This window comes from Undibacterium sp. SXout7W (genome assembly GCF_049339385.1).
Taxonomy (GTDB): domain Bacteria; phylum Pseudomonadota; class Gammaproteobacteria; order Burkholderiales; family Burkholderiaceae_D; genus Undibacterium.
In genome coordinates, this window is sequence record NZ_JBMPPF010000006.1 from 151,757 (window position 1) to 178,647 (window position 26,891).

20 protein-coding genes are annotated in these 26,891 nt (G+C 49.3%); 7 read left to right on the plus strand and 13 right to left on the minus strand.

Translation table 11 applies throughout. From position 1 onward, the window contains the following. Positions 1-282: 282 nt before the first annotated feature. Together ACO0LB_RS08235 and mobB are read right to left on the minus strand one after the other, a co-directional pair. A complete protein-coding gene (locus tag ACO0LB_RS08235; protein WP_423048338.1) occupies positions 283-483 on the minus strand; it encodes a YjfB family protein in 201 nt (66 codons plus the stop codon). A 51-nt stretch (positions 484-534) separates the two neighbouring features. Beyond that, positions 535-1,074 (minus strand): molybdopterin-guanine dinucleotide biosynthesis protein B, encoded by a 540-nt coding sequence (gene mobB, locus ACO0LB_RS08240; protein ID WP_423048340.1) that lies wholly within the window; start codon positions 1,072-1,074, stop codon positions 535-537. Positions 1,075-1,311: 237 nt separating this feature from the next. Between mobB and ACO0LB_RS08245 the strand changes: the two genes are divergently transcribed. Then, the gene (locus tag ACO0LB_RS08245; RefSeq protein ID WP_423048342.1) at positions 1,312-2,439 is read left to right on the plus strand and encodes an ABC transporter substrate-binding protein; all 1,128 of its coding nucleotides are present in this window, start codon (positions 1,312-1,314) and stop codon (positions 2,437-2,439) included. A gap of 125 nt (positions 2,440-2,564) precedes the next feature. Here ACO0LB_RS08245 and ppc read toward each other — a convergent pair whose 3' ends face one another. The 4 genes from ppc to edd all read right to left on the minus strand — a co-directional run bounded on the left by ppc (position 2,565) and on the right by edd (position 10,225). Continuing rightward, positions 2,565-5,351 (minus strand): phosphoenolpyruvate carboxylase, encoded by a 2,787-nt coding sequence (ppc, locus tag ACO0LB_RS08250; protein WP_423048344.1) that lies wholly within the window; start codon positions 5,349-5,351, stop codon positions 2,565-2,567. Positions 5,352-5,613: 262 nt separating this feature from the next. After that, the gene (gene pgi / locus ACO0LB_RS08255; protein WP_423048346.1) at positions 5,614-7,248 is read right to left on the minus strand and encodes a glucose-6-phosphate isomerase; all 1,635 of its coding nucleotides are present in this window, start codon (positions 7,246-7,248) and stop codon (positions 5,614-5,616) included. 112 nt (positions 7,249-7,360) lie between these two features. Then, positions 7,361-7,999, minus strand: a complete 639-nt coding sequence (eda, locus tag ACO0LB_RS08260) for a bifunctional 4-hydroxy-2-oxoglutarate aldolase/2-dehydro-3-deoxy-phosphogluconate aldolase (protein ID WP_423048348.1) — start codon at positions 7,997-7,999, stop codon at positions 7,361-7,363. A gap of 375 nt (positions 8,000-8,374) precedes the next feature. Next, positions 8,375-10,225, minus strand: coding sequence for a phosphogluconate dehydratase (gene edd / locus ACO0LB_RS08265; protein WP_423048350.1), 1,851 nt, complete (start codon positions 10,223-10,225; stop codon positions 8,375-8,377). A 460-nt stretch (positions 10,226-10,685) separates the two neighbouring features. Between edd and ACO0LB_RS08270 the strand changes: the two genes are divergently transcribed. The 5 genes from ACO0LB_RS08270 (at position 10,686) to ACO0LB_RS08290 (ending at position 15,087) form a co-directional block, all read left to right on the plus strand. Then, positions 10,686-10,877, plus strand: coding sequence for a hypothetical protein (locus tag ACO0LB_RS08270; RefSeq protein ID WP_423048351.1), 192 nt, complete (start codon positions 10,686-10,688; stop codon positions 10,875-10,877). A gap of 74 nt (positions 10,878-10,951) precedes the next feature. Further along, complete coding sequence (gene zwf, locus ACO0LB_RS08275) at positions 10,952-12,412, plus strand: glucose-6-phosphate dehydrogenase (RefSeq protein ID WP_423048353.1); 1,461 nt, start codon at positions 10,952-10,954, stop codon at positions 12,410-12,412. Between the two features lie 13 nt (positions 12,413-12,425). Next, positions 12,426-13,100 (plus strand): 6-phosphogluconolactonase, encoded by a 675-nt coding sequence (locus ACO0LB_RS08280; protein ID WP_423048354.1) that lies wholly within the window; start codon positions 12,426-12,428, stop codon positions 13,098-13,100. Positions 13,101-13,187: 87 nt separating this feature from the next. Continuing rightward, complete coding sequence (locus tag ACO0LB_RS08285; RefSeq protein WP_423048356.1) at positions 13,188-14,081, plus strand: SIS domain-containing protein; 894 nt, start codon at positions 13,188-13,190, stop codon at positions 14,079-14,081. Between the two features lie 157 nt (positions 14,082-14,238). Next, positions 14,239-15,087 carry an HDOD domain-containing protein gene (locus ACO0LB_RS08290; RefSeq protein WP_423048358.1) on the plus strand — a complete coding sequence of 283 codons (849 nt, stop codon included), beginning with the start codon at positions 14,239-14,241 and terminating at the stop codon, positions 15,085-15,087. Positions 15,088-15,193: 106 nt separating this feature from the next. Here the strand turns inward: ACO0LB_RS08290 and ribA are convergent, their stop codons facing one another. From ribA to pepN, 4 genes are all read right to left on the minus strand, one after another. Then, on the minus strand, positions 15,194-15,823 hold the full coding sequence (gene ribA / locus ACO0LB_RS08295; RefSeq protein ID WP_423048360.1) for a GTP cyclohydrolase II: 630 nt from the start codon (positions 15,821-15,823) through the stop codon (positions 15,194-15,196). A gap of 576 nt (positions 15,824-16,399) precedes the next feature. Further along, positions 16,400-18,277 (minus strand): dihydroxy-acid dehydratase, encoded by a 1,878-nt coding sequence (ilvD, locus tag ACO0LB_RS08300; RefSeq protein WP_423048362.1) that lies wholly within the window; start codon positions 18,275-18,277, stop codon positions 16,400-16,402. 426 nt (positions 18,278-18,703) lie between these two features. Further along, positions 18,704-19,705 (minus strand): class 1 fructose-bisphosphatase, encoded by a 1,002-nt coding sequence (locus tag ACO0LB_RS08305; protein WP_423048403.1) that lies wholly within the window; start codon positions 19,703-19,705, stop codon positions 18,704-18,706. Positions 19,706-19,857: 152 nt separating this feature from the next. Next, positions 19,858-22,503: an aminopeptidase N gene (gene pepN, locus ACO0LB_RS08310; protein ID WP_423048405.1), complete on the minus strand. Its 2,646-nt coding sequence runs from the start codon at positions 22,501-22,503 to the stop codon at positions 19,858-19,860. A gap of 342 nt (positions 22,504-22,845) precedes the next feature. Here pepN and ACO0LB_RS08315 point away from each other — a divergent pair, with 342 nt between their 5' ends. Further along, a complete protein-coding gene (locus tag ACO0LB_RS08315) occupies positions 22,846-23,472 on the plus strand; it encodes a DUF4136 domain-containing protein (RefSeq protein ID WP_423048364.1) in 627 nt (208 codons plus the stop codon). 5 nt (positions 23,473-23,477) lie between these two features. Here the strand turns inward: ACO0LB_RS08315 and ACO0LB_RS08320 are convergent, their stop codons facing one another. The 3 genes from ACO0LB_RS08320 to ACO0LB_RS08330 all read right to left on the minus strand — a co-directional run bounded on the left by ACO0LB_RS08320 (position 23,478) and on the right by ACO0LB_RS08330 (position 26,882). Continuing rightward, positions 23,478-25,667, minus strand: coding sequence for a DUF1631 family protein (locus ACO0LB_RS08320; RefSeq protein ID WP_423048366.1), 2,190 nt, complete (start codon positions 25,665-25,667; stop codon positions 23,478-23,480). Positions 25,668-25,736: 69 nt separating this feature from the next. After that, complete coding sequence (locus ACO0LB_RS08325) at positions 25,737-25,880, minus strand: hypothetical protein (RefSeq protein WP_423048368.1); 144 nt, start codon at positions 25,878-25,880, stop codon at positions 25,737-25,739. A gap of 27 nt (positions 25,881-25,907) precedes the next feature. Continuing rightward, positions 25,908-26,882 (minus strand): quinone oxidoreductase family protein, encoded by a 975-nt coding sequence (locus tag ACO0LB_RS08330; RefSeq protein WP_423048370.1) that lies wholly within the window; start codon positions 26,880-26,882, stop codon positions 25,908-25,910. Positions 26,883-26,891: the final 9 nt, after the last annotated feature.

The following is a 26,891-nucleotide window of genomic DNA, read 5'->3' on the forward strand; positions in this document are numbered from 1 at the left end:
TGTAATCGTGTAACAAATAAAGACCAGATTATCGCTGATCAGCTTATTTCATGCTTGAGCAGCATCAGATACAGAAACAATATCAGCCAATAATCCACTCTGCCCCAAAAAAAACAGCACACCTGAGTGCGCTGTTTTTTAATGTCTGACTTGTTCAAGTTTTTATCGAAACAATGTCATATCGCATTGTCATATTCAACCGAATGCTACTAGAACTGAATTACTGGCAATCGTCAAAAGCGACGCTGAGTAATTGCGATTACCTAAAATGGAAATGAAAATTCAAGCGGTTGTATTGATATTACGTCCAAGATGGGATGGCAGATTGGGTACGGATTTATTGTCACTGACCGCTTCGATCAATGCAGTCGCGCTTTCCGCAGTTATTTCATTGGCTTTTTTTAACACAGCAATGCTGACGGCCTGACTGGTGCCGACATCAGCTAATGTTGTTGCTGTATTTGCTATACCGGTAACATCCATGACAATTCCCCTTATCTACAATTTTGTTAACGGTTGATCCTGAGGAATTCTTTAGGGATTTTCTATTTTTTTTGAAAATAAATTTTGCTGCAATCCATTAATAAGCCAATTCAATACGTTTTCGGGCTGATTCAAGTCCAGCCATACCACTTCCGATGGCAAATTGTCCGGTGCGATCACATCTGACGCAACCGCAACAATATGTGTGTCCATGACATAAATAGCGTCCCGCGCCATTGATGGGCGATACACTTCCAGCTTCGGGATGCTCTCCCATTTATACCCCTCAACCAGCGTGATATCCGCCGGTGACAGACGGCTCATCAGTGTTGTCAAAGGTGGTTCGATATCTTGCCGTAATTCGCTGGTAATCACGTAGCGATAGGGAGATGCCAGCAACACTTCGGACGCACCAGCCATGCGCAGGCGCGCACTGTCTTTCTGCGGTGGCTCGGTAATAATATCGTGATGGCTATGCTTCACCATATTGACTCGCCTGCCAGAAGTCACCAGCCCTCTGACAAGATATTCCAGCAAAGTCGTTTTCCCACTCCCCGACCACCCTACTACCCCTAGTATCTGCTCTGTCATTTTCTGTATCCGTTCAGATGTCATCTCTGTTCTGCGTTGGTTACTCTGTCTCAACATCAGAGCGCTATTCGATCACATCAGGATTGATATTGTCCGTACTGCATTTCAATGTTGTACCTCGATGTCCTGGCAACGCTCTGCCTGTGTTCTTTCTATGCTCTGGTAATGTTCTTTCGTCATTCCTTCGTCATATTTGAGTGTCAGACTTGTTGCATCGCAACAATTTTACCCTTAAGTATGACTACCACTATTCTGAAATATTTTCGCACATTACTTCCTATACTCTTACTGGTGTTCCAGTGCGATGTCATGGCAGAGAGTAATGCGATCGTCGTAGGGCAAGCAATCGATTTATCAGGCCCGAATGGCAGTATAGGGCGCGATTATGTTGCCGGTATCACGACGTATTTCGATAGCATTAACAGCAGCGGCGGCATCAACGGCAAACGCATCAAATATCTGGCGCGCGATGATCAGGGAATCCCTGCGCAGTCAGCCAAGGCAGTGACTGAATTGCTGGAGAAAGACAAAGCCGAATATCTGCTCGGTGGAATTGGTGCTGCGGTAACGGACGCGGTCATCGCAGCACCGAAATTTGCTCAGAGTGGTCACACATTGTTTGCCCCGCTGATCGGCTCGGTCAAATCCTATGGCTCGAACGTGCTTTTCTGGCGTCCAAGTCCTGAGCAAGAGATGCAATATATTTTTTCTTACTTCGATAAACTGGGAATCAAGAGTGTAGGCATCGCTGTTCAGGAGTCAGCCTTGAATCAGGATCTGGTGCAATACGTTACGACAGAGTTGCGCAAACGCAACATGACTCTGAGTGGTACCGTTCATATTGGTAACTCCCCTGCCAGCATAGACAAGGAATCCAACGCCCTCGCCAAAGCCAATCCAAATGTTGTGATCACTGTCGCTGACACACTGGGTACAGGCATGTTTTTGAAAGAATTTCGCAAATATGCCCCAAAAACCTTTGTCGCAGGTATTTCATTGATCAATCTTGATACTCTGGCTGAAGTCGCCGGTGCAAAATCGCTGGAGTGGACGGTCTTTTCACAAGTCGTACCCAATCCGCTGGCAAAAAAATCACCAATTCAGATTGATCATAGCAATATGATGAAAAAATTTCGGGATGAGGATATCTCCTCTCTGACTCTGGAAGGATTTGCTGTCGCCAAAACACTGGTGAAAGCGATTCAATTATCCAAATCCGGTAAAGACGGCTTACAGGCATTGGCAGCGCAAAAAGGATTGCTTGATCTGGGTGGAATGATGATTATGCCTTCCAGCAATAACCAGCATATGTCCAATTTCGTGGAAATGGCCTTGTTCAAAAAAGGGGGCGGACTGTTATTTTAAGCTGGCAGATAAAATAATTATTCCCCTGAAAAAAAGCCCTCTTCCTTACGGACAGAGGGCTTTTTGTTTGGCACCTAGATTCAATGCCTTCATCCAGGTGCTACTCGTCTTAAGTAATACGCTGATCAGCCGCTATTACGTAATCCCGCCGCAATACCATTGATCGACAAATGAATACCCCGGCGCACACGTTCATCCTCGTCACCTTGACGATAGCGCTCCAGCAACTCCACCTGTACGTGATTCAAGGGCGACAGATAAGGGAAGCGATTGCGGATCGAGCGCTTTAATAAAGGATTGGCTGCCAGCAGTTCATCCTGACCGGAAATAGCCTTCAACACAGCAATCGTAGTTTCATGCTCCTGTTGAATCCTCGGGAAAATTCTCTGGCGCAAGGCATCATCTTTGACCAGTTGCGCATAGCGACTGGCAATGCCGATATCACTCTTGGCCAGCACCATTTCCATATTGGAAAGAACGGTGCTGAAGAAAGACCATTCCTTGAACATGGCCTGCAATGTTGCCAGACCGTTGTCCGGATGCGCCTGCAAATAAGACTGCACAGCAGCGCCAAAACCGAACCAGCCCGGTAACATCAGACGACATTGCGACCAGCTGAATACCCACGGGATCGCCCGTAAATCTTCGATAGCAGTAGATTTTTTACGGGAAGCAGGACGGCTGCCGATGTTCAATCCGGCAATTTCTGAAATCACGGTCGATTCCCAGAAATATTGCTCAAAACCTTCCGTTTCATAAACCAGATGACGATAGGCCTTGAACGCATGATCAGACAGTTCTTCCATCGCAGACAAAAACTCGGGGCGTGGCGCAGCTTCCGTATGTGCCAGCAGACTGGCTTCCATCGTCGCAGCAGCCAATACTTCCAGATTACGACGGCCGACTTCTGGATTACCGTATTTGGCCGTAATCACTTCACCTTGTTCGGTCAGACGAATCTGTCCCTGCACCGCGCCTGCGGGCTGCGCCAGAATCGCCTGGTAGCTAGGGCCACCGCCACGTCCAACCGAGCCGCCACGTCCGTGGAATAAGCGCAAACGTACCTGATGTTTGGAAAAAATATCGATCAGGTCCAGCTCTGCTTTATATAATTCCCAGCCAGAAGTCAGGAAGCCACCGTCTTTGTTACTGTCAGAGTAACCAAGCATGACCTCTTGCGCATGATGACGGCTGCTCAACAATCTCGCATAGGCGGGTAAAGCAAATAAGCGATCCATGACGGGTGCGCTGTTTTGCAAATCGCCGATGGTTTCAAACAGAGGAATAATATTGACATCCAGACGCGCTTCCGCCGGATGCAACAGACCGGACTCTTTCAGCAAGAGCGCCAGTTCCAGCATATCGGACACACCATCTGTTTTCGAGATAATGCAATTCGGTACTGCCCCTTTGCCATAACGCTGCTGCGCAGTGGCTGCGGCACGATAAATCGCCAACTCAGACTGGGTTTCCTCAGAATACGTCAGATAAGGTGATGCCAACGGACGCGCTGAGCTGATTTCTTTGACCAGAACCTCAATGCGCTGATCTTCGTTCAGTTCCAGGTAACGCAATTCAGGATTGACTGCTTGCAATAATTCGGCGACCACACGCTCATGTACATCAGAATTCTGGCGCAAATCCACCGGTGCCAGATAAAAGCCGAACACGCGGATGGCACGGCGCAAATGACGCAGACGGCCACGGGTAATCGCCGCAGAACCATTGGTCAGCAAAGACTGATGAACAATATCGAGCTCGGCAGCGAACTCTTCGGCAGTCTGATAGGCTGGCGCGTCGCCGCTGGCGTGTATGACTGGCTCCAGACCCAGCAATTGTCTGGAAGTTGCTGCCAGGCGGGCATACATGCCGCTGATCGCCAACCGATAAGGTTCATCAGAACGGTGGGGTGAATGATCGGGGGAACGTTGCGCCAGTGCGAGTAATTCATCAGACACACTGACCAACAGATTCGCCATCGAAATCTGCGAACCCAGAGTGTGTAACTCATCGAGATAAAACTTAAACGCACGCGTTGCCTGCATTGCCAGTGTTTTTTCCAGCACACTGGCGGTCACAAACGGATTGCCGTCGCGGTCACCGCCGATCCAGCTACCCATTTTCATGAAACTGGGTAATTCTGTGTTTGCCACAGCGGGATCTTTGCTTGCCAGCAAGTCTTCCAGACCTGCATACAGATGAGGCAATTCGCGCAGGAAGGTATAGTCGTAAAAGCTCAGACCATTTTCCACTTCATCCAACACCGACAATTTAGACGTACGTAACATCCGTGTCTGCCACAGAGTCAGCACGGCACGCGCCAGTGCTTCTTCGTTTGCAGCGGACTCTTCTGGTGTTAATTGCATCCGGTCGCGCTCGTCGAGCAAGCGCGTGATCACCATCTGACAATTCAGGATACTCTTACGCTGCACCTCGGTCGGGTGCGCGGTGAGTACCGGAAACACTTGCGCAGTCTCAAAAAAATCCAGTAACTGTTGCGTGCTGTGGCCGGTCTTATACAGGGCCTCGATGGTGTGCGCCAGACTACCCTGACGTGGCGCAGAACCAGCAATCTGGTGGGCGCGCGTACGACGAATATGATGTTGGTCTTCTGCCAGATTCACCAGATGGGAGAAATAACTGAAGGCGCGAATGACCTGCGTGGTCTGATCGTTGGTCAGCGTGTCGAGTGTTGTTTCCAGCTCGGCTCTGGCCGCTTCGTCAGCATCGCGACGAAACCGGATGGAATTCTGGCGTACCTGTTCAATCAGATCGAAGATCTCGTCTCCGTGCTGATTTCTGACGGTATCGCCAAGTAGTCTGCCTAATCTGCGGATATCTTCCCGCAGGCTCTGGTCTTTGTCGTCGCTGATGTCGTTCATTTTTGATGGTAGTAGGAGATAGGCATTCAAGTGGGCATTCATGCTGACAAATTTTAAGCGATGGATCGTATTTGATTGATGAAATATCTTGTTGCAATATCAAGCGCAACCATCATTGTTGATCATGGAGCGACCATCAGCGTCTATGCAAACACCGACAGACACTGACAAACACTGACAGATACTGATAAGTGCTGCTAAATACAGGTAGATGCTGATGTTGCGCTAGAATTTCTTTAATGCAATTTCCGTGTTGCTATTTTGGGTGTGGCTGTTACACGACCAGATATGGTCAGGCAACTTTCTTGATCTGATGACTGCGCTTAACGGCATGCAACAAACCTTTGGTCGAGCTGTCGTAGTCTTCCTTGACTGCCGCAGGATCGAGGCTGATTAATTGCTGCGCCAATGATTTTCCCAGCTCCACTCCCCACTGATCAAACGCATTGATGTCCCAGATCACGGACTGCACAAACACTTTGTGTTCGTACAGGGCAATCAAGGCGCCAAGAGAACGCGGCGTGAGTGAATCCAGCAGCACGGTAGATGTCGGGCGGTTGCCTTCAAACACGCGTGGCGCCAGCATCTTTTCTGGCAAATCTCCTAATTCGGCGCGGACTTCGTCGATATTTTTACCCCACGCCATTGCCTTGGATTGGGCAAAACAGTTCGCTAACAAGGCTTGGTTGTGTCCCGGCAAACCGGCATCGTCGTCCGCCACGACGATAAAGTCAGTCGGGATAATGGTTGCGCCCTGATGCAGCAATTGAAAATACGCATGCTGACCATTGGTGCCCGCTTCGCCAAATAAAATCGGCGACGTGGTGTAATCCACCCGCTGCCCTGCACGCGTCACGGATTTACCGTTACTCTCCATTTCCAGCTGTTGCAGGTAGGCTGGCAAGCGTGTCATGCGCTGGTGGTAGGGGGCGATGGATAAGGCTTGCAGGCCCATGAAATTAATATTCCAAACGCCAATCAGCGCCATCAGCACGGGTAAATTCTGTTCCAAGGGCGCCTGCGCAAAATGCAAATCCATTTCATGTGCGCCCGCCAGCATTTCCTCGAAGCGATCTGCGCCGACATACAGCGCAATCGAGAGGCCGATCGCGCTCCACATCGAATAGCGTCCACCCGCCCAGTTCCAGAACGGAAACACATTTTCTTCAGCGATACCGAATTCTGCCGCCGCTTTCACATTGGTGCTCAGCGCTACAAAATGCTGGCGAATCTGGTCCACGGGGCAACCATGAGAGAGCATCCACTCACGTGCGGTGCGCGCATTGGTCAGGGTTTCCATCGTGGTGAAGGTTTTGGAAGCCACCACAAACAGAGTGGTTTCGGGGTCGGCATTCGCCAACGCGTCGGCGACGTGGCGGCCATCGACATTCGAGACAAAATGCAGCGAGAGATTTTTCTGCGACCACGGAGCCAGCGCGATACATGCCATCTGCGGGCCAAGATCGGAGCCGCCGATGCCGATATTCACGATAGTGCGGATGGCTTTGCCGGTATAGCCTGACCAGCGCCCTTCGCGCACAGCATCGCTGAACGTTCGCATCTGCGCCAACACCTGATGCACGTCAGCGGCAATGTTTTCACCGTTCAGATTAAATGCTTCACCTCGGGGAAGGCGCAAGACTGTGTGCAATACTGCGCGGTTTTCGGTGTGATTGATGGCTTCGCCACGCAACATGGCATCGCGGCGGGATTCGACATCCTGTTGACGCGCCAGCGCCAGCAGATTCAGTTTCGCCGTGGTATCCATTCGCTGCTTGGAATAATCGAGCAAAATACCGCAGGCAGACGCAGAAAAATGCGTGAACCGCTGCGGATCAGCGCGAAACAATTCTTTCAGGCTGGGCATGTTGGTAGCGCGTTGCTGCAACAACACCCAGAGCGGAGTACGGGAAACAGAAGTAGCCATGATCTTGCTTTAATTTACTAAAATTAGTGAAATTTAAGGGAGTATATTCAATTTTCGCATTACTCTCGCCGTATTTAAAGGCGGGTAAAAATATACTACCCCCAGTATATTTTTACTTACCAGCAGCCGCAGCGGCACTGGCAAGGCTGCCGATGGCCGCCCAGTCACCCGCATTGATGAGCGATGCAGGACACATCCAGGAGCCGCCCACGCACAGCACATTGGATTGTTGCAGCAAAGCCGGAGTAGCTTCCACCGTCACGCCACCGGTCAGGCAAAAACGCACATCCGGGAACGGGCCGCCGAGCGCCTTCGCCATTTTGGTACTACCAACAATGTCAGATGGAAATAATTTGACCACGTTAAAACCATGTTCCAACGCCAACATCAGATCGCTGGCGCCACCGACGCCCGGAAAATAAGGCAAGCCCGACTCCGCAGCCGCTTTCGCCAATGCAGGCGTAATACCAGGGCTGATACCAAATGCCGCTCCGGTATCACGAACAGCATCCAGCTGAGCTTGCGTCAGGATCGTGCCAGCACCGACCGTCACTGTCGGGCAGGCATTCACGACTTCACGCAAGACAGTCATGGCGTTTGGCGTGCGCAAGGTGATTTCTACCGCTGGCAAACCGTTTTGCGCCAGCGTCGTGACGCAGCGTATCGCCTGATCGACATCATCTGTCACCAGAATTGGCAAAACACGGATCTGTTCCAGCTGGGTGATGATGCTTTGTTGTGTGTGTCTCATATTGGTCTCTTTAGTTGTTTCTCATATACAAGGGAGATGCGACTGCTGCGCTTACAAGTCAGATCGAAGTTGGTGTTGAGTTTGCCTGTGCGCTTGATAGTGAGCGTGATGGTGAGCAGGGTTGCCAACATCAGAGCATGCCCTGCATCACACTCATGCCATCTGTTTCTGCTTGTATTCAGTCGCTTCGGTCATCATCATTTCTTCTGATTTAATGTTTTCTGATACTCATCCTGCTATTCAATTGCTGCTGCGATTTGCTTCTGCTTCGTTGTTTCTACTCATCATCAATAAATGAATCGACGAATGAATCGACGAATGGCTCAATGACTGAATCGATTCATTCATCTATTCAGTCATTCAGTCATTCAGCAATTAATCAATAAAAAGTGTTGATGCACCATGTTCCGGCGCTGTTACCACGCGACGCTGCGCAGCAAACAAATCGCGGCCAAAGCCGAAAACTTCTTCTTTGTTCAATGCCTGCACATCACGCTGCGCCCACTCGTGCTCATCAACCAACGCGCGCAATTCACCGGTATGGACATTCAGCTCAATCAGATCACCATCGCGCACTTTGCCCAATGGCCCACCCTGCGCCACTTCCGGACTGACATGCAAGGCTGCTGGTACTTTGCCGGAAGCGCCGGACATGCGGCCATCGGTCACCAGCGCCACCTTGTAGCCAGCCGACATCAGACTGCCCAGCACCGGCGTGAAATGATGCAGCTCAGGCATGCCGTTGGCCTGCGGCCCCTGGAAAATCACGACGGCCACGAAGTCTTGATTCAACTCGCCAGCCTTATAGGCATTCACCAGTGCGTCCTGCGAGGAAAATACTTTGGCGGGAGCCTGAATGATCCATGCGTCTTCCGGTACGGCAGAAGCTTTCACAATCGCACGTCCCAGATTGCCTTGCAGCAAGCGCAGACCACCTGTTGCAGCAAATGGCTCAGTCACATTGCGCATGACCGCAGTGTCAGTCGATAGGGCGGGCAATGCCTCCCATGCGACCTGGCCTGCTTCGGTCAGCACAGGGCGTCCGGTGTGGCTATGCAAGCCCTGATCGCCATACACCGTCATCACATCGCCATGCATGAGGCCGGCCGACAGCAATTCACGCATCACAAACGTCGGGCCGCCCGCCGCTTCGAATGCATTCACATCCGCAGTACCGTTGGGATACACGCGGGTCAGCAAAGGCACAACGGAAGACAGCTCATCAAAATCCTGCCAGTCAATCAGAATGCCAGCAGCGCGCGCCACAGCGATCCAGTGAATTGTATGATTGGTGGAGCCACCGGTGGCCAGTAACGCGATCACGGCATTGACGATGGTTTTTTCATTGACCAGTTGACCAATTGGCTTGTAGTTGCCACTTTGTTCCGTGAGTTGCAGCACACGCTCTACCGCTGCATCGGTCAATGCGCCACGCAAAGGATCGGATGGATGCACGAATGCGGCACCAGGCAGATGCAGCCCCATGGCTTCCAGTAACATCTGATTACTATTGGCGGTGCCGTAAAACGTGCAGGTACCGGCGCTGTGGTAAGCCGCGCTTTCGGCAGCCAGCAATTCTTCCTTGGTCGCCTTGCCTTGCGCATACCGTTCGCGCACAGCGGCTTTTTCTTTATTTGACAAGCCAGAACCCATCGGTCCGGCGGGAATGAATACGGTGGGCAAATGACCGAATGCGAGCGCACCGATCAGCAAACCCGGCACGATCTTGTCGCAAATGCCCAGACATACCGTCGCATCAAACGCATCATGCGACAGCGCTACAGCGGTTGCCTGTGCAATCACATCACGCGAAAACAGCGACAGTTCCATGCCAGGCCGACCTTGCGTCACCCCATCACACATAGCAGGTACTGCACCTGCCACCTGTGCCGTTGCGCCGAAACGCAGCGCTGCTTCACGAATCTGCTGCGGATAGGATTCATAAGGCTGATGTGCCGACAGCATATCGTTGTAAGCAGTCACAATGCCGATATTCGGCTTCTGCGCCTGATTCAGCCAGATTTTGGTGCCGCTATCCATTGCCGCATTCGCATGTGCCTGATTCGCACAAGACAAACTGGCGCGGCGCGGACCACGGCCACGCATTTTTTCAAGCTGGGCAAGATAGTTACTGCGCAACGAACGGCTGCGCTCCACAATACGTTGCGTCACCTGATCAATGACGGGATGTAACGCCACTGGGGCAGAGGAAGGAGATGTCGTCATAAACTCACCTGTTGCTCGCGAAGAGCAAAATAATCACACGATATAAGAAAGCGGTTTCGTTTCAGTACAGCCTGCTGATCTGGGGCACTCTGCATCGGCAGGCTGATGATGCGACGCGTCGTCAGCAACAGCACTTACCGGAAATGCCTGCACAGATCAGAGACTGCGCCTGAGCAACTGAATACTCGGAATACTCACAATAAGAGGAATAAACGAAATACTGGGATGACGGCAAAGATAGCATAAATCTTCTTTTTCTGTAACAAACTTTCATATTTTTATTATTCAGCTTATTTTTTAATCACAACAATCAAATTTATCGTAATGAAACTACATTTTTGATTAAAATCAGGCATAATTGGAACATGTCATATTGTCGCGTGCACTGTAACTTTGCAGAAGAAGTTACAGGCAAAGCAATGCTACCGATGTGGCAGATGGGGCGGAAATCGCAGAGTGAATGGCATTGCACATAGAAGCCAAAGCGCAAGCCAGGGCGGATCACACCGGACAACATGCGGAGCCACCATACGGCAATGGCAGCTCTCTTTACAGCATGAAATCAGCAAATGAAGTGGTAGCAAACACCTCACCAGCAGCACCGCCGCTGTTATGCCGCCGTAGTATTGCAGACATAGTATTGCCGCTCTAGTAATGCAATGTAATACCAGCTAATACCAGCAAAAGAACACAACCAGACTAATCAGAATATTTCACGGAGTCAGCATGACCACATTTGTTTTATTTGGCGGCACTGGCGATCTTGCCAAGCGCAAAATCATCCCTGCTTTATACAGCGCGTTTGTGAACGGCAGGCTGGATGATCATTTCAAATTTATCGGTGCGGCCCGTGAAGGTTTAACAGATGATGAATACCGCCAGCGTGTCAGCGACAGCGTGGCGCAATACGCGTCCAAAGTCAGCGGCGGCACGCCTGAAAAGCTGGAAGCGTTCCTGACGCTGACAAATTACGCCAAAATTGACGCACGCGTTCCTGAAGATTTTGAAAAGCTGAAGGCCGCCATTCACACCTCGGCTCAAAACGCCACGCTGTTCTATCTGGCCACTGGCCCGGATATTTTTATTCCTGTCGTTGAGCAATTATCAAAACACGGTCTGGTTGAGGGCAATGCCCGTGTTGTCGTAGAAAAGCCATTAGGTCGCGATGCGCAATCTGCCAAAGAAATCAACCATTCCCTGCGCACTTATCTGGACGAGCATCAGATTTATCGTATCGATCATTATCTCGGCAAAGAAATGGTGCAAAACCTGCTGGCACTGCGTTTTGCCAATTCGTTTCTGGAACCTTTGTGGAATCGTAAATGGATACAAGATGTCCATATTTCGATTTCCGAGCAGGTCGGTGTGGAATCCCGAGGGGATTTTTATGACCGTACTGGCGCGCTACGCGACATGGTACAAAATCACTTACTGCAACTGGTTTCGATTGTGGCGATGGAGCCACCTGTGAATGCCAATCCAGATGCTATTCGCGATGAAAAAGTAAAAGTATTACGCGCCCTGCATAAATTTACACCCGATGAAGTCAGTAAAAAAACCGTGCGCGGTCAATACCGTGCTGGCGCCGTTGATGGCAAGCCAGTGATTGGTTATCAGGCAGAACCCGGCGTGCCACAAGCGTCGCGTACCGAAACATTTGTCGCCATCCGTGCCGAGATTGATAACTGGCGCTGGGCTGGCGTTCCTTTCTATCTGCGCACAGGCAAACGTATGGCCAGCCGTAGTGCAGAAATTACGATCAACTTTAAACCGATTCCTTATTCGATTTTTGGTAAAAACCAGGGACCACTGCGTTCAAATCGTCTGGTCATTTCTCTGCAACCGGAAGAAAGTGTGCAGTTGTATATGAAGGCAAAAGAACCGGGCGAAGGTATCCGTCTGTCAGATGTGGCACTGAATCTGGATTTTGCTGAAGTATCGAATTCACGCCGCGTGGAATCCTATGAACGCCTGCTGCTTGATGCGATGCATGGTGATCTGACACTGTTTGTCCGCGACGATGAACTGAGCGCAGCATGGGCATGGATAGACCCGATTATGAGCGCGTGGCAAAACGATAGTGAAGGTCTGAAATCTTATATTGCCGGTAGCTGGGGACCATCTGCGTCTAGCTATTTGCTGGCACAGCATGGTGCCGCCTGGGGCGAAGAATTCGTTGAAGGCTAATCATCACATCATCATGAACATGCAATTTCATACATTCGATCATTTTTCTTCTCTGAGCGAAGCGTTAAGCCAGCAATGGCTTGATGTAATTCAACAAGCGCCGGCAGAAACCAGCTTTGCATTGGCGGGAGGCTCGACGCCGGCACCCATCTATCAACGGCTGGATCAGCGATTGAGCAAAACATCGTTACAACACCCGATAAAACTGGTCGCTACCGACGAGCGCTGGGTGGCAGATGCGGATGCGCAAAGTAACGAGGGATTGTTCCGCCGCTGTCTTTCCACGTCGGCACCAGCGCATCAGTGGCAACTGGTATCGCTGAAAAATACCGCCAGTACACCGGAAATAGCGACGGAGGCGATTCATGCTCGCCTGACAGAACAGTTCCCGGCAGCGTTCAGCGCAGTGTTATTGGGAATGGGGACTGACGGACACATCGCATCTTTATTTCCCGGTGCGCCGACCCAGCATGACGATCTGAGCTGCCTTGCCGCGCTACATCCGCAAACCCGTCAAAGTCGTATGTCTTTATCGCTGCCACGCTTGCTCAACACAGAGCGCATCTGGCTGGTGATCACTGGCACAGAAAAGCGCAAAATACTCGACACAGCAACAGCACAAAATTTACCTGTTGCTTCCTTACTGCATCAGGCAGGTTGTACCATTGATGTTTTTTGGTGCCCTTAATCACAAATATCAGTACTAATATCAGTACTAATATTTGTACTGATATTGGTACTCACAGCGGAACAACTGCGAAGAAACATGCACACTATGGCAAATCCTTTTTCTGACATCAAACCCTCCACACCTTCTGAAAAAGGTTTGCTGGCACGTATAAGAACAGCCAGTACAGCGTTAAGCCGTGCAGAACGTCAGGTGGCCGAATTTCTTTTACAAAAGCCGCATGACGCACTGGAAATGTCGATCCGGGTTCTGGCGCAAGCATGCGATGTCAGTGAACCAACCGTCGCCCGTTTCGCGCAAAGTATGGGATTTGATGGTTTCAAAACCTTCAAACTCGCTTTTGCCAAAAGCCTGGCCACAGGTATTCCCTATCTGCATCTGGATGTGAATCAGGCAGATCAGGTTAAAGATGTACTCCCCAAAGTATTCGACCGTACCATCGCAGCACTGATGGAAGCGCGCAATAATGCGGACACGGCCAGCTTTGAAGCCGCAGTCAATCTGCTGGCGCGCGCCAGACGCATCGAATGTTACGGACTGGGTTATTCCGGTGCGCTGGCGATTGATGCGCAATTAAAATTTTTCCGCTTTGGTATTCCGACTACCGTATTCTGCGACGCCCATTTGCAAGCGCAATCAGCCTCTCTGTTAAATAGTGATTGCGTCGTCGTCGCCTTTTCGCGCACAGGTCGTACACGCGACATTATCAACAGCGTGCAACTCGCGAAAAATGCCGGAGCAAAAGTGCTAGTGCTTTGCGCGAGCGGAGGACCATTGGCAGAACTGGCCGATGTGCATATCGGTGTTGACGTAGAGGAAGATCCGGACATTTATACACCGATGACATCGCGCCTTGCTCATCTGACATACATCGATGCATTGGCTGTCGCAGTGACACTGATGCGAGGACCTGCCGCCATCGATATGCTGGAGAGAGCCAAAATCAGTATCAGCGAAAAACGCCTGGATTCTAAAGTCTGACATTGCCCATCAGAAATTTTTTATCGCTATTTCTTGGCGCAACAGCACGATGTCGTCGGCAAAAAGATACGTCGTCGATATTGTCTTTCTCATTCCTTGATACTGATAGTTTTTTTATGCAATTTAAGTAATACTTCAAAAAAACATGGAGTAATACATGACCGCTATCGCCATTCAACAAATTATTGAAGACGTCAAAGATTTACCTACGTTACCCGCCGTAGTGATGGAGTTACTGAACAGTCTTGATAACGACGATGTTGATACGCACGAACTGGCATTGAAGGTCACACATGACAGCGCATTGACAGCAAAAACTCTGCGCTATGCAAATTCTGCTTATTACTCAACGTTGATCAAGGTAACGACCATACAACAAGCGATTTCGCTGTTGGGTCTGACGACTGTCCGACAAATCATTACCACAGCTGCGTTGACGGGTTGCTTTCCAGAAAATAATTGCCCTGGATTTAATCATAAAGATTTTTGGCGTCATTCCAATGCCGTGGCGATCGCAGCCAAGATTCTGGCACGTCGTCTGAATCTGAATCAGGATGTCGCTTTCACTGCGGGTTTATTGCACGACATCGGCACGTTGGTTCTGGTGACTTATCACAGCGCACAATATGCAGCAGCGATCACCTACGCACAGGAACAAAAATGTACCCAGTTTGAAGCAGAGCGCCGCTTGCTGGGGATTGACCACGCGGCAGTCGGCAATGCGTTGGCGGAAGAGTGGAATTTTTCAGATCAAATGAAAAAAGCGATCGCCGGACATCATCAACCCGATGAGCCGGGACTCGGCTTTCTGGCAACCATCATCCATGTAGCCAACGGAATCGCACATGCCCTGCAAGCGACCGCATCCGATGATGATGAGGATGTGCGACCCGAAGTCAGCGCACTCTCATGGGAAAGTCTGGGTATGGATCAGGCCGCACTGACGGAGGTGCTGGCAGAAGTACAGATTGAATTTGACAAGCTGAATACGCAGGTCGATATCTGATTACATCTGAGTGCATCTGAGTGCCAATTAAATGCAGCGAATTGAAGCACATCGCGAGGAAAATCGCTGAGTGCCGGCACTACTTTTTACGCACTCAGGCTTGTCGTTACAGATCTGTCTGTATCAAATGTCCAAGCTTAGTCGCCTTGGTGGTCAGGTACCGGTCATTGTGCGGATTACGTTGAATAATGAGCGGTACATGTTCAGCAATCGTGACATTTAATCCCTGCATTGCCGCGATTTTACGTGGGTTATTCGTCATCAGTTTTAAAGCGCTGATCCCCAGATGTTTAAGCATCGGGTCACATAAACCATAATTGCGCAAATCCGCCGCAAACCCCAGTTGCTGATTGGCTTCTACCGTATCAGCGCCCAGATCCTGCAAGTGGTAAGCGCGAACCTTGTTTAACAAGCCGATACCACGCCCTTCCTGGCGCAAATACATCAGCACACCACGTCCTTCATGCGCAATTTTTTGCAACGCCATTTCCAGCTGCGGACCGCAATCGCAACGCTGACTAAACAAGGCATCCCCTGTCAGGCATTCTGAATGGATACGCGCCAATACGGGCTGGCCATCAGCCACATCGCCCAAGGTAAGGGCGATGTGCTCTTTCCCTGTGGCAGGCTCAACAAAGGCGTGCATACGGAAATGAGCCCATGTGGTCGGTAAATGACAGGAATCAACATATTCCAATAGTGGTTGCTGATCAGCCTGCTGAGGATTGCTTGACATACAGTTCTCGCGAATTTTGTTGTCGGACAGACTAGAGATACCGGCGCTATATGGCTGAACAATACTGCCATATGATAGCCATATCCCGGCTCAATTTATCCGACAAATCCTGTTTAAAAGTAATCATCGCGCCAGGGGAACTCACTCCGCGAAGAGACTATGTTCCTTGATGGGCAAAAACATCGCCCATATACAGCGCCAATGATTCATCAATACTATGTTTACTTCGTCGCTATCGACACTTTGATAGTCCAGCAGTATAAACGACCTGCCATGATCATCGCCAAAGAAGCGAACGCTCACTCTATTTTGACTACGGCAACATTATCGACATTATTTCAGCGAATGCGTGGCAAGATCGCCCGACATCACTTTATGTAAGCCATTCAGATAGGGGCATTGTTGAAAAAAGCAAGCAAAGTGATCAAATCTGATGTACAAACCAGATAAGCGATGTAGACAATATAAGTAATAAACATGAAATATGAGATATGAAGTATTCATGTTCAATACTTCCTATCTCATACAAAACGGCGGCACAAGCCGCCGTTTTCGTCATAGATACAGCGATTAAAATTACTTACGCTTGAGTTGAGAAATATCTCTGACCGCGCCACGATCAGCAGAAGTCGCCAACGCAGCATACGCTTGCAATGCTTGCGATACAAAGCGATCACGATTGACAGGCTGCCATGCATCGGCACCTTTCGCTTCCATCGCTACACGGCGCGCTGCCAAATCTGCATCACTGAGTTTCAGATGGATAGTACGCGCTGGGATATCGATTTCAATGATATCGCCCTCTTCCACCAAGCCAATTGCACCACCTTCAGCAGCTTCTGGCGATGCATGACCGATCACCAGCCCAGAGGATCCGCCAGAGAAACGCCCATCAGTAAACAAAGCGCAGGCTTTGCCCAGACCTTTAGATTTAATGTAAGACGTTGGGTATAGCATTTCCTGCATACCTGGGCCGCCTTTAGGGCCTTCGTAACGAATGATCACCACATCGCCCTCGTGAACGGTATCGCCCAGAATCGCTTCAACAGCAGCATCCTGACTTTCAAATACACGAGCCTTGCCTGTGAATTTCAAAATACTTTCGTCAACGCCTGCAGTTTTAACGATACATCCTTTTTCTGCCAGATTGCCGTAAAGCACTGCCAAACCACCATCCTGCGAATAAGCATGCGCTTTCTCACGGATACAACCAGCGACACGGTCTGTGTCCAGACTGTCGAAACGCTTGTTTTGGGAAAATGCTGTTTGTGTCGGCACGCCACCTGGTGCCGCACTGAATAACTGGCGAATAGCAGCGTCATCAGTCACGGCAATATCATTGGCAGCAATCGCATCCGCCATCGTCAGGCTGTGGATTGTCGGGCGGGACGTATCCAACAGACCCGCACGCGCCAATTCTCCGAGAATAGAAATAATGCCACCAGCGCGGTGTACGTCTTCGATATGGTATTTATCTGTCATCGGCGCCACTTTGCACAGGCAAGGTACTTTGCGTGAAATGCGATCAATATCCGCCATCGTAAAATCAACCCCAGCTTCATGAGCGGCTGCCAGCAAATGCAAAACGGTATTCGTTGAACCGCCCATAGACACGTCCAGTGCCATGGCATTTTCAAAGGTCGCTTTATTGGCAATAGAACGAGGCAAAATAGAATAATCGTCCTGCTCGTAGTGACGCTTCGCCAATTCTACGACCAGGCGACCAGCGCGTAAGAACAGTTCTTTACGATCGGCATGTGTTGCCAGGATCGTGCCATTACCTGGCAGAGACAAACCCAGTGCTTCCGTCAGGCAATTCATGGAGTTGGCAGTAAACATGCCTGAGCAGGAACCGCAAGTCGGACATGCGGAGCGCTCGATGCGTCCGATTTCTTCATCGCTGACATTGCTATCACCAGCTTTAATCATGGCATCGACCAGATCGATTTTCATGATTTTTTGTTCGCCAGTCTGTTTTGGATGCAAAGTTTCAAGCACTTTGCCTGCTTCCATAGGACCGCCTGAGACGAACACAACAGGAATATTCAGGCGCATGGCGGCCATTAACATTCCCGGTGTAATTTTGTCGCAATTAGAAATGCAGACCATTGCATCAGCACAATGCGCGTTGACCATGTACTCAACAGAATCAGCAATCAATTCACGTGAAGGCAACGAATACAACATACCGCCGTGTCCCATGGCGATGCCATCATCCACCGCGATGGTATTAAATTCTTTCGCCACGCCGCCTGCCGCCTCAATTTCACGCGCAACCATCTGACCAAGATCTTTCAAGTGAACATGGCCAGGAACGAACTGCGTGAAGGAGTTAACAACGGCAACGATAGGTTTATCGAAATCGCCATCTTTCATTCCAGTTGCGCGCCATAATGCGCGTGCGCCCGCCATATTGCGGCCATGAGTAGTGGTACGTGAACGGTATTCTGGCATGATGCGGCTCCGAAAAAATCAGTCAGTTAAAGTAAGTAGCAAGATTGCCTTGCTTATAGTGATATGTCAAATATCGAATATCGTCATAATTAATCTAATTAATATATGAGTTGAAGTAAAGTCATCTTTATTTACTCTTAATTTTTTATCAAAAAAACTTCTATACAATTTCCAGCAAGGTATAGCGGTGCAGGCTGCATGGACTTACACGTGACGAATACGTCGCTTGTGCGACAAGTAGTCATCACGCCGCCAGGTGGTTTTACGTCAGTCCTGATCAAAAAAAACGCGAAGCAAATCGCCTCGCGTTTTATTCACAATTCAAACGAATGCATTCAGATTGGTGAAGTCAACAATCCTTGATTGTCATCACCGAGGATTCTGAGTCACCCTCTTCCGATTGCCAACGGAAGAGGGATGATTTCATTATTCCTGATGATACTTCGTTACCCGTTCCACTTCATTTTTGGAGCCGATAAATACAGCAACACGCTGATGCAGTTTTTCTGGCTGAATATCCATCATGCGCTGTTTGCCATCAGTGGATGCGCCTCCAGCCTGCTCAACGATGAAAGACATAGGATTTGCTTCGTACATCAGACGCAATTTACCTGCTTTATCCGGTTCACGCTGATCCGCAGGATACATAAAGATGCCGCCACGGTTCAGGATACGATGCACATCCGCCACCATTGATGCAATCCAGCGCATATTAAAGTCTTTACCACGCGGCCCGGTTTTACCAGCCAGCATCTCGTCAACATAACGCGTCACCGGCGGATACCAGTGGCGTGTATTCGATGCGTTAATCGCAAATTCTTTTGTATCTTCAGGAATCTGCATATTGCGCTGAGTCAGCACCCATGAGCCCATCTCACGGTCAAGAGTGAAACAGTTGACGCCATTGCCTGTTGTCAGTACCAGCACAGTTTGTGGGCCATAGACGGCGTAACCGGCAGCAACTTGTTTGCTACCCGGCTGTAGGAAATCCTGTTCCGTTGGCACTCCCATGCCTTCCGGTGCTTTCAGTACAGAAAATATAGTACCGATAGACACATTCACATCAATGTTGCTGGAACCATCCAGTGGATCGAACAACAACATATATTCGCCCATCGGATAGCGATTAGGGATAGGGTGAATACTTTCCATTTCTTCCGACGCCATGGCAGCCAGGTGACCGCCCCATTCGTTCGCTTCCAGCAAAATCTCATTCGATAAAATATCGAGCTTTTTTTGTACTTCGCCTTGAATATTTTCGCTGCCAGCAGTTCCCAGAACTTCACCCAAAGCACCTTTACCTACTGCGTGACTGATGGTTTTGCAGGCACGAGCGACAACTTCGATCAACAGGCGCAATTCTGCCGGTATTGAGTTATTCAGACGCTGTTCTTCGACCAGGTATTGGGTCAGACTTACACGTTTCATCATTTTCCTTTTGGTTAGGACTTACACAAAATTGCCCCGGCAAGGCATGACGACGAAGGCGGTGCAGGCTTGTACGTAGCTGATACAAAACCTTTACAACAAGAAGCCATCATGCCGCCAGGACTGTTTTGCCTTAATCCTGTTGGTTTTAATCAGGATGCCAAAGCTTTACTCACCACTTCCAGCACATCTTTTGAGAGTTTTTGGGTGTCAGCCACTTTTGCTAACGCAGCTTTCATTGGTATCTGCAAACTCTCAGGGTATTTCTTCCAGCGATCAAGGCTGCGCGCCAGGCGTGCGGCTACTTGTGGGTTTATTTTGTTCAACGCAATCACCAGTTCAGCCCACAATAGATATCCGCTGCCGTCTGCAGCATGGAAACGTGCAGGATTGGCATTGCAGAAATTAAACGCCAGGCTACGCGCACGGTTCGGGTTGCTTAACGTAAATGCCGGATGCGTCATCAGTTCACGTACTGTTGCAACATCGGTTGTCCGTGCTGTTGCCTGCAACATAAACCACTTGTCGATGACCAATGCTTCTTTTTTGAACTTCTTGTAAAACTTGTGCAAAGCTTTCAACGCCACCGCCTGCTGCTCTTCGGTGCCACTGAAATTGCTTAAAGCCGTCAGCGCAGCAAGCCTGTCTGTCATATTTTCTGCTTCGTCAAATTGTGCTTTAGCCAAAGAGAAAGTCTGCTCATCTGAGGACTCAAGCAAATAGGACAAGGCCAGATTCTTGAGGCCACGTTTTGCCATGGATTGCGCATCGGGACTGTACTGCCCTGGCGTCAGATTATGCTCATACGCCTGAAATAGGTCAGTTCGCAGATAGCGGCTCAGAGTGGCGCGGACAAACTGGCGGGCGGTATGAATCGCCTGTGGATCAACTACCGCAAACTCTTCGGCAATCATGGCTTCTGACGGCAAAGTTAACACCAGTTCGCGGAATGAAGGATCGAGATGCTGGTTATTCAGCGTTGCACGCAGGGCTTCGATCAGCATGGTATCGAGTTCGAGTGGCTCACCAGACTGCACTGCTTTTGTCAGTTTGACCAGTCGGCGCATCATCAGTCGCTGACCTGCTTCCCAGCGATTGAATGGATCACTGTCGTTCGCCAGCAATAAACCCAATTCTTCATCGGTGTAATCAATTTCCAGCACGACTGGTGCAGAGAAATTACGCAATAACGACGGCACGGGCTTCGTTGCAACGCCCGTAAAACGGAAAGTCTGAGCAACTTCCGTCAGTTCCAACACCAGATTGGTCTGTCCTGCATTCGTCGGATACGTTTCGGAATACAAAGGAATATCCTGTCCGTCAGACCCAAGCAATCCCATCGCTACCGGAATATGGAAAGGTAATTTCTCGGCCTGCCCCGGAGTCGCCGGACATGACTGCGTCAACTGAATGTCATAGGTTTGTTGTGCGGCATCATAAGTGGTTTGCACCTGCACACGCGGCGTACCTGCCTGGCTATACCAGCGTTCAAACTGAGTCAGGTCACGTCCACTGGAATCAGCCATTGCGCGACGGAAATCGTCACATTCGACCGCCTGACCATCATGTCGTTCAAAGTATAAATCCATCCCTTTACGGAAACCATCGTGTCCGAGCAAGGTGTAATACATCCGCACGACTTCCGATCCTTTTTCATAGATCGTCACCGTATAAAAATTATTAATTTCGACAAAGGAGTCAGGGCGCACAGGGTGCGCCATTGGTCCGGCATCTTCTGAGAACTGCACCTGACGCAATAAGCGCACATCTTCAATACGCTTTACTGCACGCCCCGTCGCAGTTCCGACCAGATCAGCCGAAAATTCCTGATCGCGGAATACGGTCAATCCTTCCTTGAGCGATAACTGGAACCAATCCCGGCAAGTAATACGATTACCGGTCCAATTATGGAAATACTCGTGGCCGACCACCGATTCGATTCCGGCATAGTCAATATCAGTCGCAAGGCTCGGGTTGGCGAGGACAAACTTGGTGTTGAAAATATTCAATCCCTTGTTTTCCATCGCTCCCATATTAAAATCACTGGTGGCAACGATCATGAAGCGGTCCAGATCAAGTTCCAGACCAAAGCGATCTTCATCCCAACGGATACTGTTTTTTAACGAATCCATTGCATGCTGGGTTTTGTCTAGATTGCCTTTTTCCACCCAGACCTGCAGCAGCACTTCGCGACCAGACTTCAGGCGATATTGCTCCTCCTGACACACCAGCTTACCTGCGACGAGCGCAAACAAATAGGAAGGCTTTTTGAACGGGTCTTCCCATTTGGCGAAATGGCGACCATCACCCAGATCGCCTTCATCAATCAGATTGCCGTTGCTGAGCAAAACAGGAAATTTTTTCTTGTCCGCACGCAACATGACTGTATATTTAGCCATGACATCCGGGCGATCTGGAAACCAGGTGATTTTTCTAAAACCCTCTGCCTCACATTGGGTAATAAAATTGCCATTAGATGCGTACAAACCTGACAATGAGGTGTTTTTCAGCGGTTTAATGCGAGTTTCAATTTCTAGCACAAGCTCATCAGGGGCATTGGCAATGCGCAGAATTTCGCCATCAATGACGTAATCTGATTTTTTCAGATCAATACCATTCATACGCAATTGCAATAATTTCAGCGATTCACCGAACAGTACCAATTCTTTCTCGCTGCTTTCATGATTCCGGCGCATCGTCATACGAGTGGCGACGTGTGTGGATTTCAAATCCAGATCAAAACCCATCTCGACCGTATCGACCCAAAATCCGGGGGCAACATAGTCTTTACGAAAAATAGTTTGGGGAGTATTTGCGTTATCAGTTCGCATGGGCTTCATGTCTCTCGGATGGATAAGAGGGCAAACAATTGTTGCGTTTGCAAAGTACGTCATTTTACCAAGTCGAAGAAGAGCCGGTATAAGCTCATACGAGATAGTGGCGATTTACAAGAGATTATTTGGTAGATACGCCTATTTTAATATGATGCTCTCGCTGTTGGCTTATTTTCGCGTGACACGCTTGAAACTTGCTCTGCGCCAAAAACATCGTTACAAATAGCAACATTAATCGCTACATATTTCAATACACATGTCTCTGATCATGGATATGATTTGATGATTGACATCAGGGGTAGCAAAATGAAAAAAATTCTTACCGGGGTTATCACGAGTGTGGCAACGCTGATATTTCTGAGCGGATGCGCCACTACATTCAGTAGTCAGGTCAGTATTTTTCATGACCTGACCTCGGGATTACCGAAAAACCAAACGTATATTGTTGAGCGTTTGCCTGCTCAGGAAAACAATCTGGAATATAAAGTATATGAAGAACAACTACGTTCAAAACTGGATGCTGCCGGTATGCAAGAGGCTGACAGCACACATCCCGCCGCCATCAAAGTCAGCTTTCAGTATGCAACGATGTTAAATGAGGTTCAGTACGACAATCCGCTATGGGGTTCGCCGATATATGACCCATTCTGGCGCGTTCACTTCAACCGTGGTTTCTATTATCCCCGTTATGCAGGTGCACCCTACATGATGCGAATGTCAGAGCTCAACGTGCACAGCTATTATTTACACCAGTTACAAATCGATATGGCAGAGTTGGCATCAGGCAAAAAACTCGCTGACCTCAAAGTTAGCTCAGAACAGATGAATCCTGAAATATCGCTTTACATGCCTTATCTGATCGACAGCGCACTGAAGGCACTGCCGGGGAAAAGCGGCAGCACGGTCAAGATAGAATTACCGCTGGAAAAATAGTCAGGCTATTCGGCAGGCGGGTCGCGCAAAGCCTCAACCAGAGCGCGATCCACCACAGATTCTGCCGACAGTTGCACCGCAATACCTTGCCTGAATTTTTGTATCAGCTCTTCACTCGAAATCGAAAATGCGTCATGACCTTGACGATTGGTGAAAATATATCGGGTACGCTTAGGGCTCACCCAAGCCAGTTTAAAACGCGTGGTGACGCCATTGGCCGTTGTAAAATCCAGCCACACCCCACGCTCCATATTGTCCACCATCTGCACCCACTCATCTACAGGCTGATCAATCTGGTCCTGTGCATGCCGGTTCAGGCGTCGCTCGCTGGCGCGCTGGGCAATATTGACAGCAATCTCCAGTTGACGGCGTGGTGATAGTTCCAACGGCGCTCTGGCAATCGCAGCATGGCGTTCTGCTAATTTTGAAAAAAACAGTACGCGATCAGGCTCATCCCATTTGATGGCATTCAGCCAGGCATTCAGCAACGACAACATTGCGGGTAACTTGCTGACCAACTCCTTGCGTTCTTCGGCACTGTTTTTGGGCTTCAGGCTCCAGATCAGATCATCCATTGTCCGCAATGCGTTTTCCAGCGCATTCGGCTTTTCTTCTTTCACGTTGTGAGCAATCGTCAGAATGCGTATCCATTGCTCACGTAGAAATGTCTCCAAAAATCCGGCAACTTCGCCTGTTTCGACACGTATGGCTACATCATTTTCAGCAAATTCCCTGGCAAGACGCATTTTTTCCTGCTTCAATGCCTGGGCAACAGGCTCGCTGATAGCATGCGCGGTCTGCTCTTCCTCTTCTTTCAGAAACGCCTCAAGATCAGCAACAACATCGGAGAACAACTCAATCTGCTGATCAAAATCTTGCTGCACCCGTTCAACGATGCCTTCTATCATTTGATACAAGGGGTCTTCGCTGGCCGACTCTGTATTGAGCAACATGCTGGATTTTGCCAGGGTATCAATCAGCACTCTGGCCGGGTGTGTTTCCTTGAAAAAGAAATCCTTGTCCAGCAGAGCTACTTTCAGCGTTGGTATCTGTAATTGCCCTATCAGACCTTTGATGTCTGCAGGAATACTTGGGTCACTGAATACATAATCAAAAATTCTGGCCAGCAGCTCAATAGTGTTCTGATCAATGTGCGTGAGCCCATCTGTCGGCGCATGCTCTGATAATTGTCGTAAATGTCCGGCACTCGCAGCCTGAGCTGGGTCATGAAGCTGTTTCTGCAGACCAGTCAGGTAATCAAAAAAATGACGGTCTATCATGACCATATTGGGCGCATCGCCAGACTGGTAGGTCAGTGGTGCGTAATGATCGTTACCAGCCATTGTCGCCGCGGACAATTCATCTCTGGCGGGTGAAGATGCCATACCGAGAAAGCCGTTTTTAGTAGCCGTAGGCTGCGCAGAGAAAATATTTCTCAGTTTCGACTCAAGATAAGGATCGCGACCAGAAATATCATCGTTACGAGAAAAGGTATTCGCCTTCTGGTTCTGACGCTGTGCTTGCACTATATCGACCACGATTCCTCGCTCAACCAGCGCATCGTTGAGTCCCTGATAAATACTACCCAATTGCAAAAACAACTCTGGCTGCATCAGGCGCAAGATTAAGTGCTGGGACTCCTTGCCCGACTCAAACTCATTCCACGCCTGTATAACAGCAGTCACAAATAAATCGGGACGAAACGGATTCTGAGATACTGCAATCGGCGTACGCCGCAAGACATGACCAATACGGATATTCAGTGCGACCAATTGTTCTGCGTTATTGACCTCCAGCGCCTGACTCAGATTACTGGTCAGTACTTTGTTTTCCATTTCCTCAAAAGTGACGAGAGAAAAGTCTTGTCTTTCTGGTTTGGACTGAGTATTTTTCCGCGTATTAAAAACACTGACCTCTTTCGCCAGCACAGCATTAATTTGCGATGCAACCAGACGATAAAATGTGGTGCCATTGCGCTTCAGCAGTTGATATGCCTGAAAACTACAAGCAGCTTCCTCTGGACGTATAGTCTGATCTGAAATTTTGTACAAAGCTTCGGTCAATCGCCCGGCAAACGCCTCCAGTTGCGACGACACCAGATTGGTGGCCGTCGGCACAAGCGCCTGCAATATGAGAAGGCGACTGGAATTGGAAAATTCACTTTTTTTGGGCGTATTTAACGGAATGGTATCCATTGTTCAATGTGGTCAGTAAGCTAGACAATCGTCGCGATACAGAAATGTTGCTGGAGCATTGCTTGGTCATCAGTTGGTGTAATACGCCTCCGACGCAACGGTGATGAGCACGACCAACATCACCGCCATCAACAATACGATCAGTAAACGTCCGAATTTAGGACTTCCCTCTTCAGGTTTGACTTGCGATTCCGGAGGCATAGATGACTTCATATAATATTTTTCTACGTTAGGGAATGATTATGGAATAAGTAAGGTAGATCCCGTGGTTTTTCTTGACTCCAGATCCCTGTGCGCTTGAGCGACCTCGCTGAGTGGATAGCGTTGGCGTATATCAATTTTCACTTTACCGCTTTCCACCATCGAGAATAAGTGCGCTGCCATCTGCTCAAGATCTGCCCGTTTTGCAGTGTGACTCATTAAACTGGGGCGCGTGATAAACAAAGAACCACGGGAGGCCAGTTCATTCAAAGTGAATGCTGGCACAGGTCCCGAAGCATTACCAAAACTTACCATCATGCCTAGTGGAGACAAACAATCAAGGGAACCGATAAATGTATCTTTACCAATAGAATCATAGACTACTGGCACGCCTTTTCCATCAGTAATTTCGCGAACTCGCTGAACAAAATTTTCTTTGTTGTAATTAATCACATGCGCACAACCGTGGGCTTTAGCTAACTCGCCTTTCTCGTCGGAGCCAACGGTACCTATCATATTGACGCCAATAGCACGTGCCCACTGACAGGCGATCAAACCCACACCTCCTGCTGCAGCATGAAACAAGATGGTTTCTCCGCCTTTCAATGGGAAAGTACGGTGAAACAAATATTGCACAGTCAATCCTTGCAACATCATCGCTGCGGCGGTGTCAAAATCAATACTGTCTGGCAAACACACCAGATTATCTACAGGCATAATGCGCGCCTCGGCATAAGCGCCTACAGGACGTCCGGCGTATGCAACACGGTCGCCGACACGAACGACATCAACACCCTCACCCACCACCTCGACAATACCAGCACCTTCCATCCCCAAACCGGCTGGTAAAGGCTGTGGATATAAGCCTGTACGAAAATACACATCAATAAAATTCAAGCCACAAGCTTTATGACGTACCAATACCTCACCAGGACCCGGCTGCGCCAATTCAACATCGACATACTCCATGACTTCAGGACCGCCAATACGATGCATTCTGATTGCTTTGACCATCTTCATCCC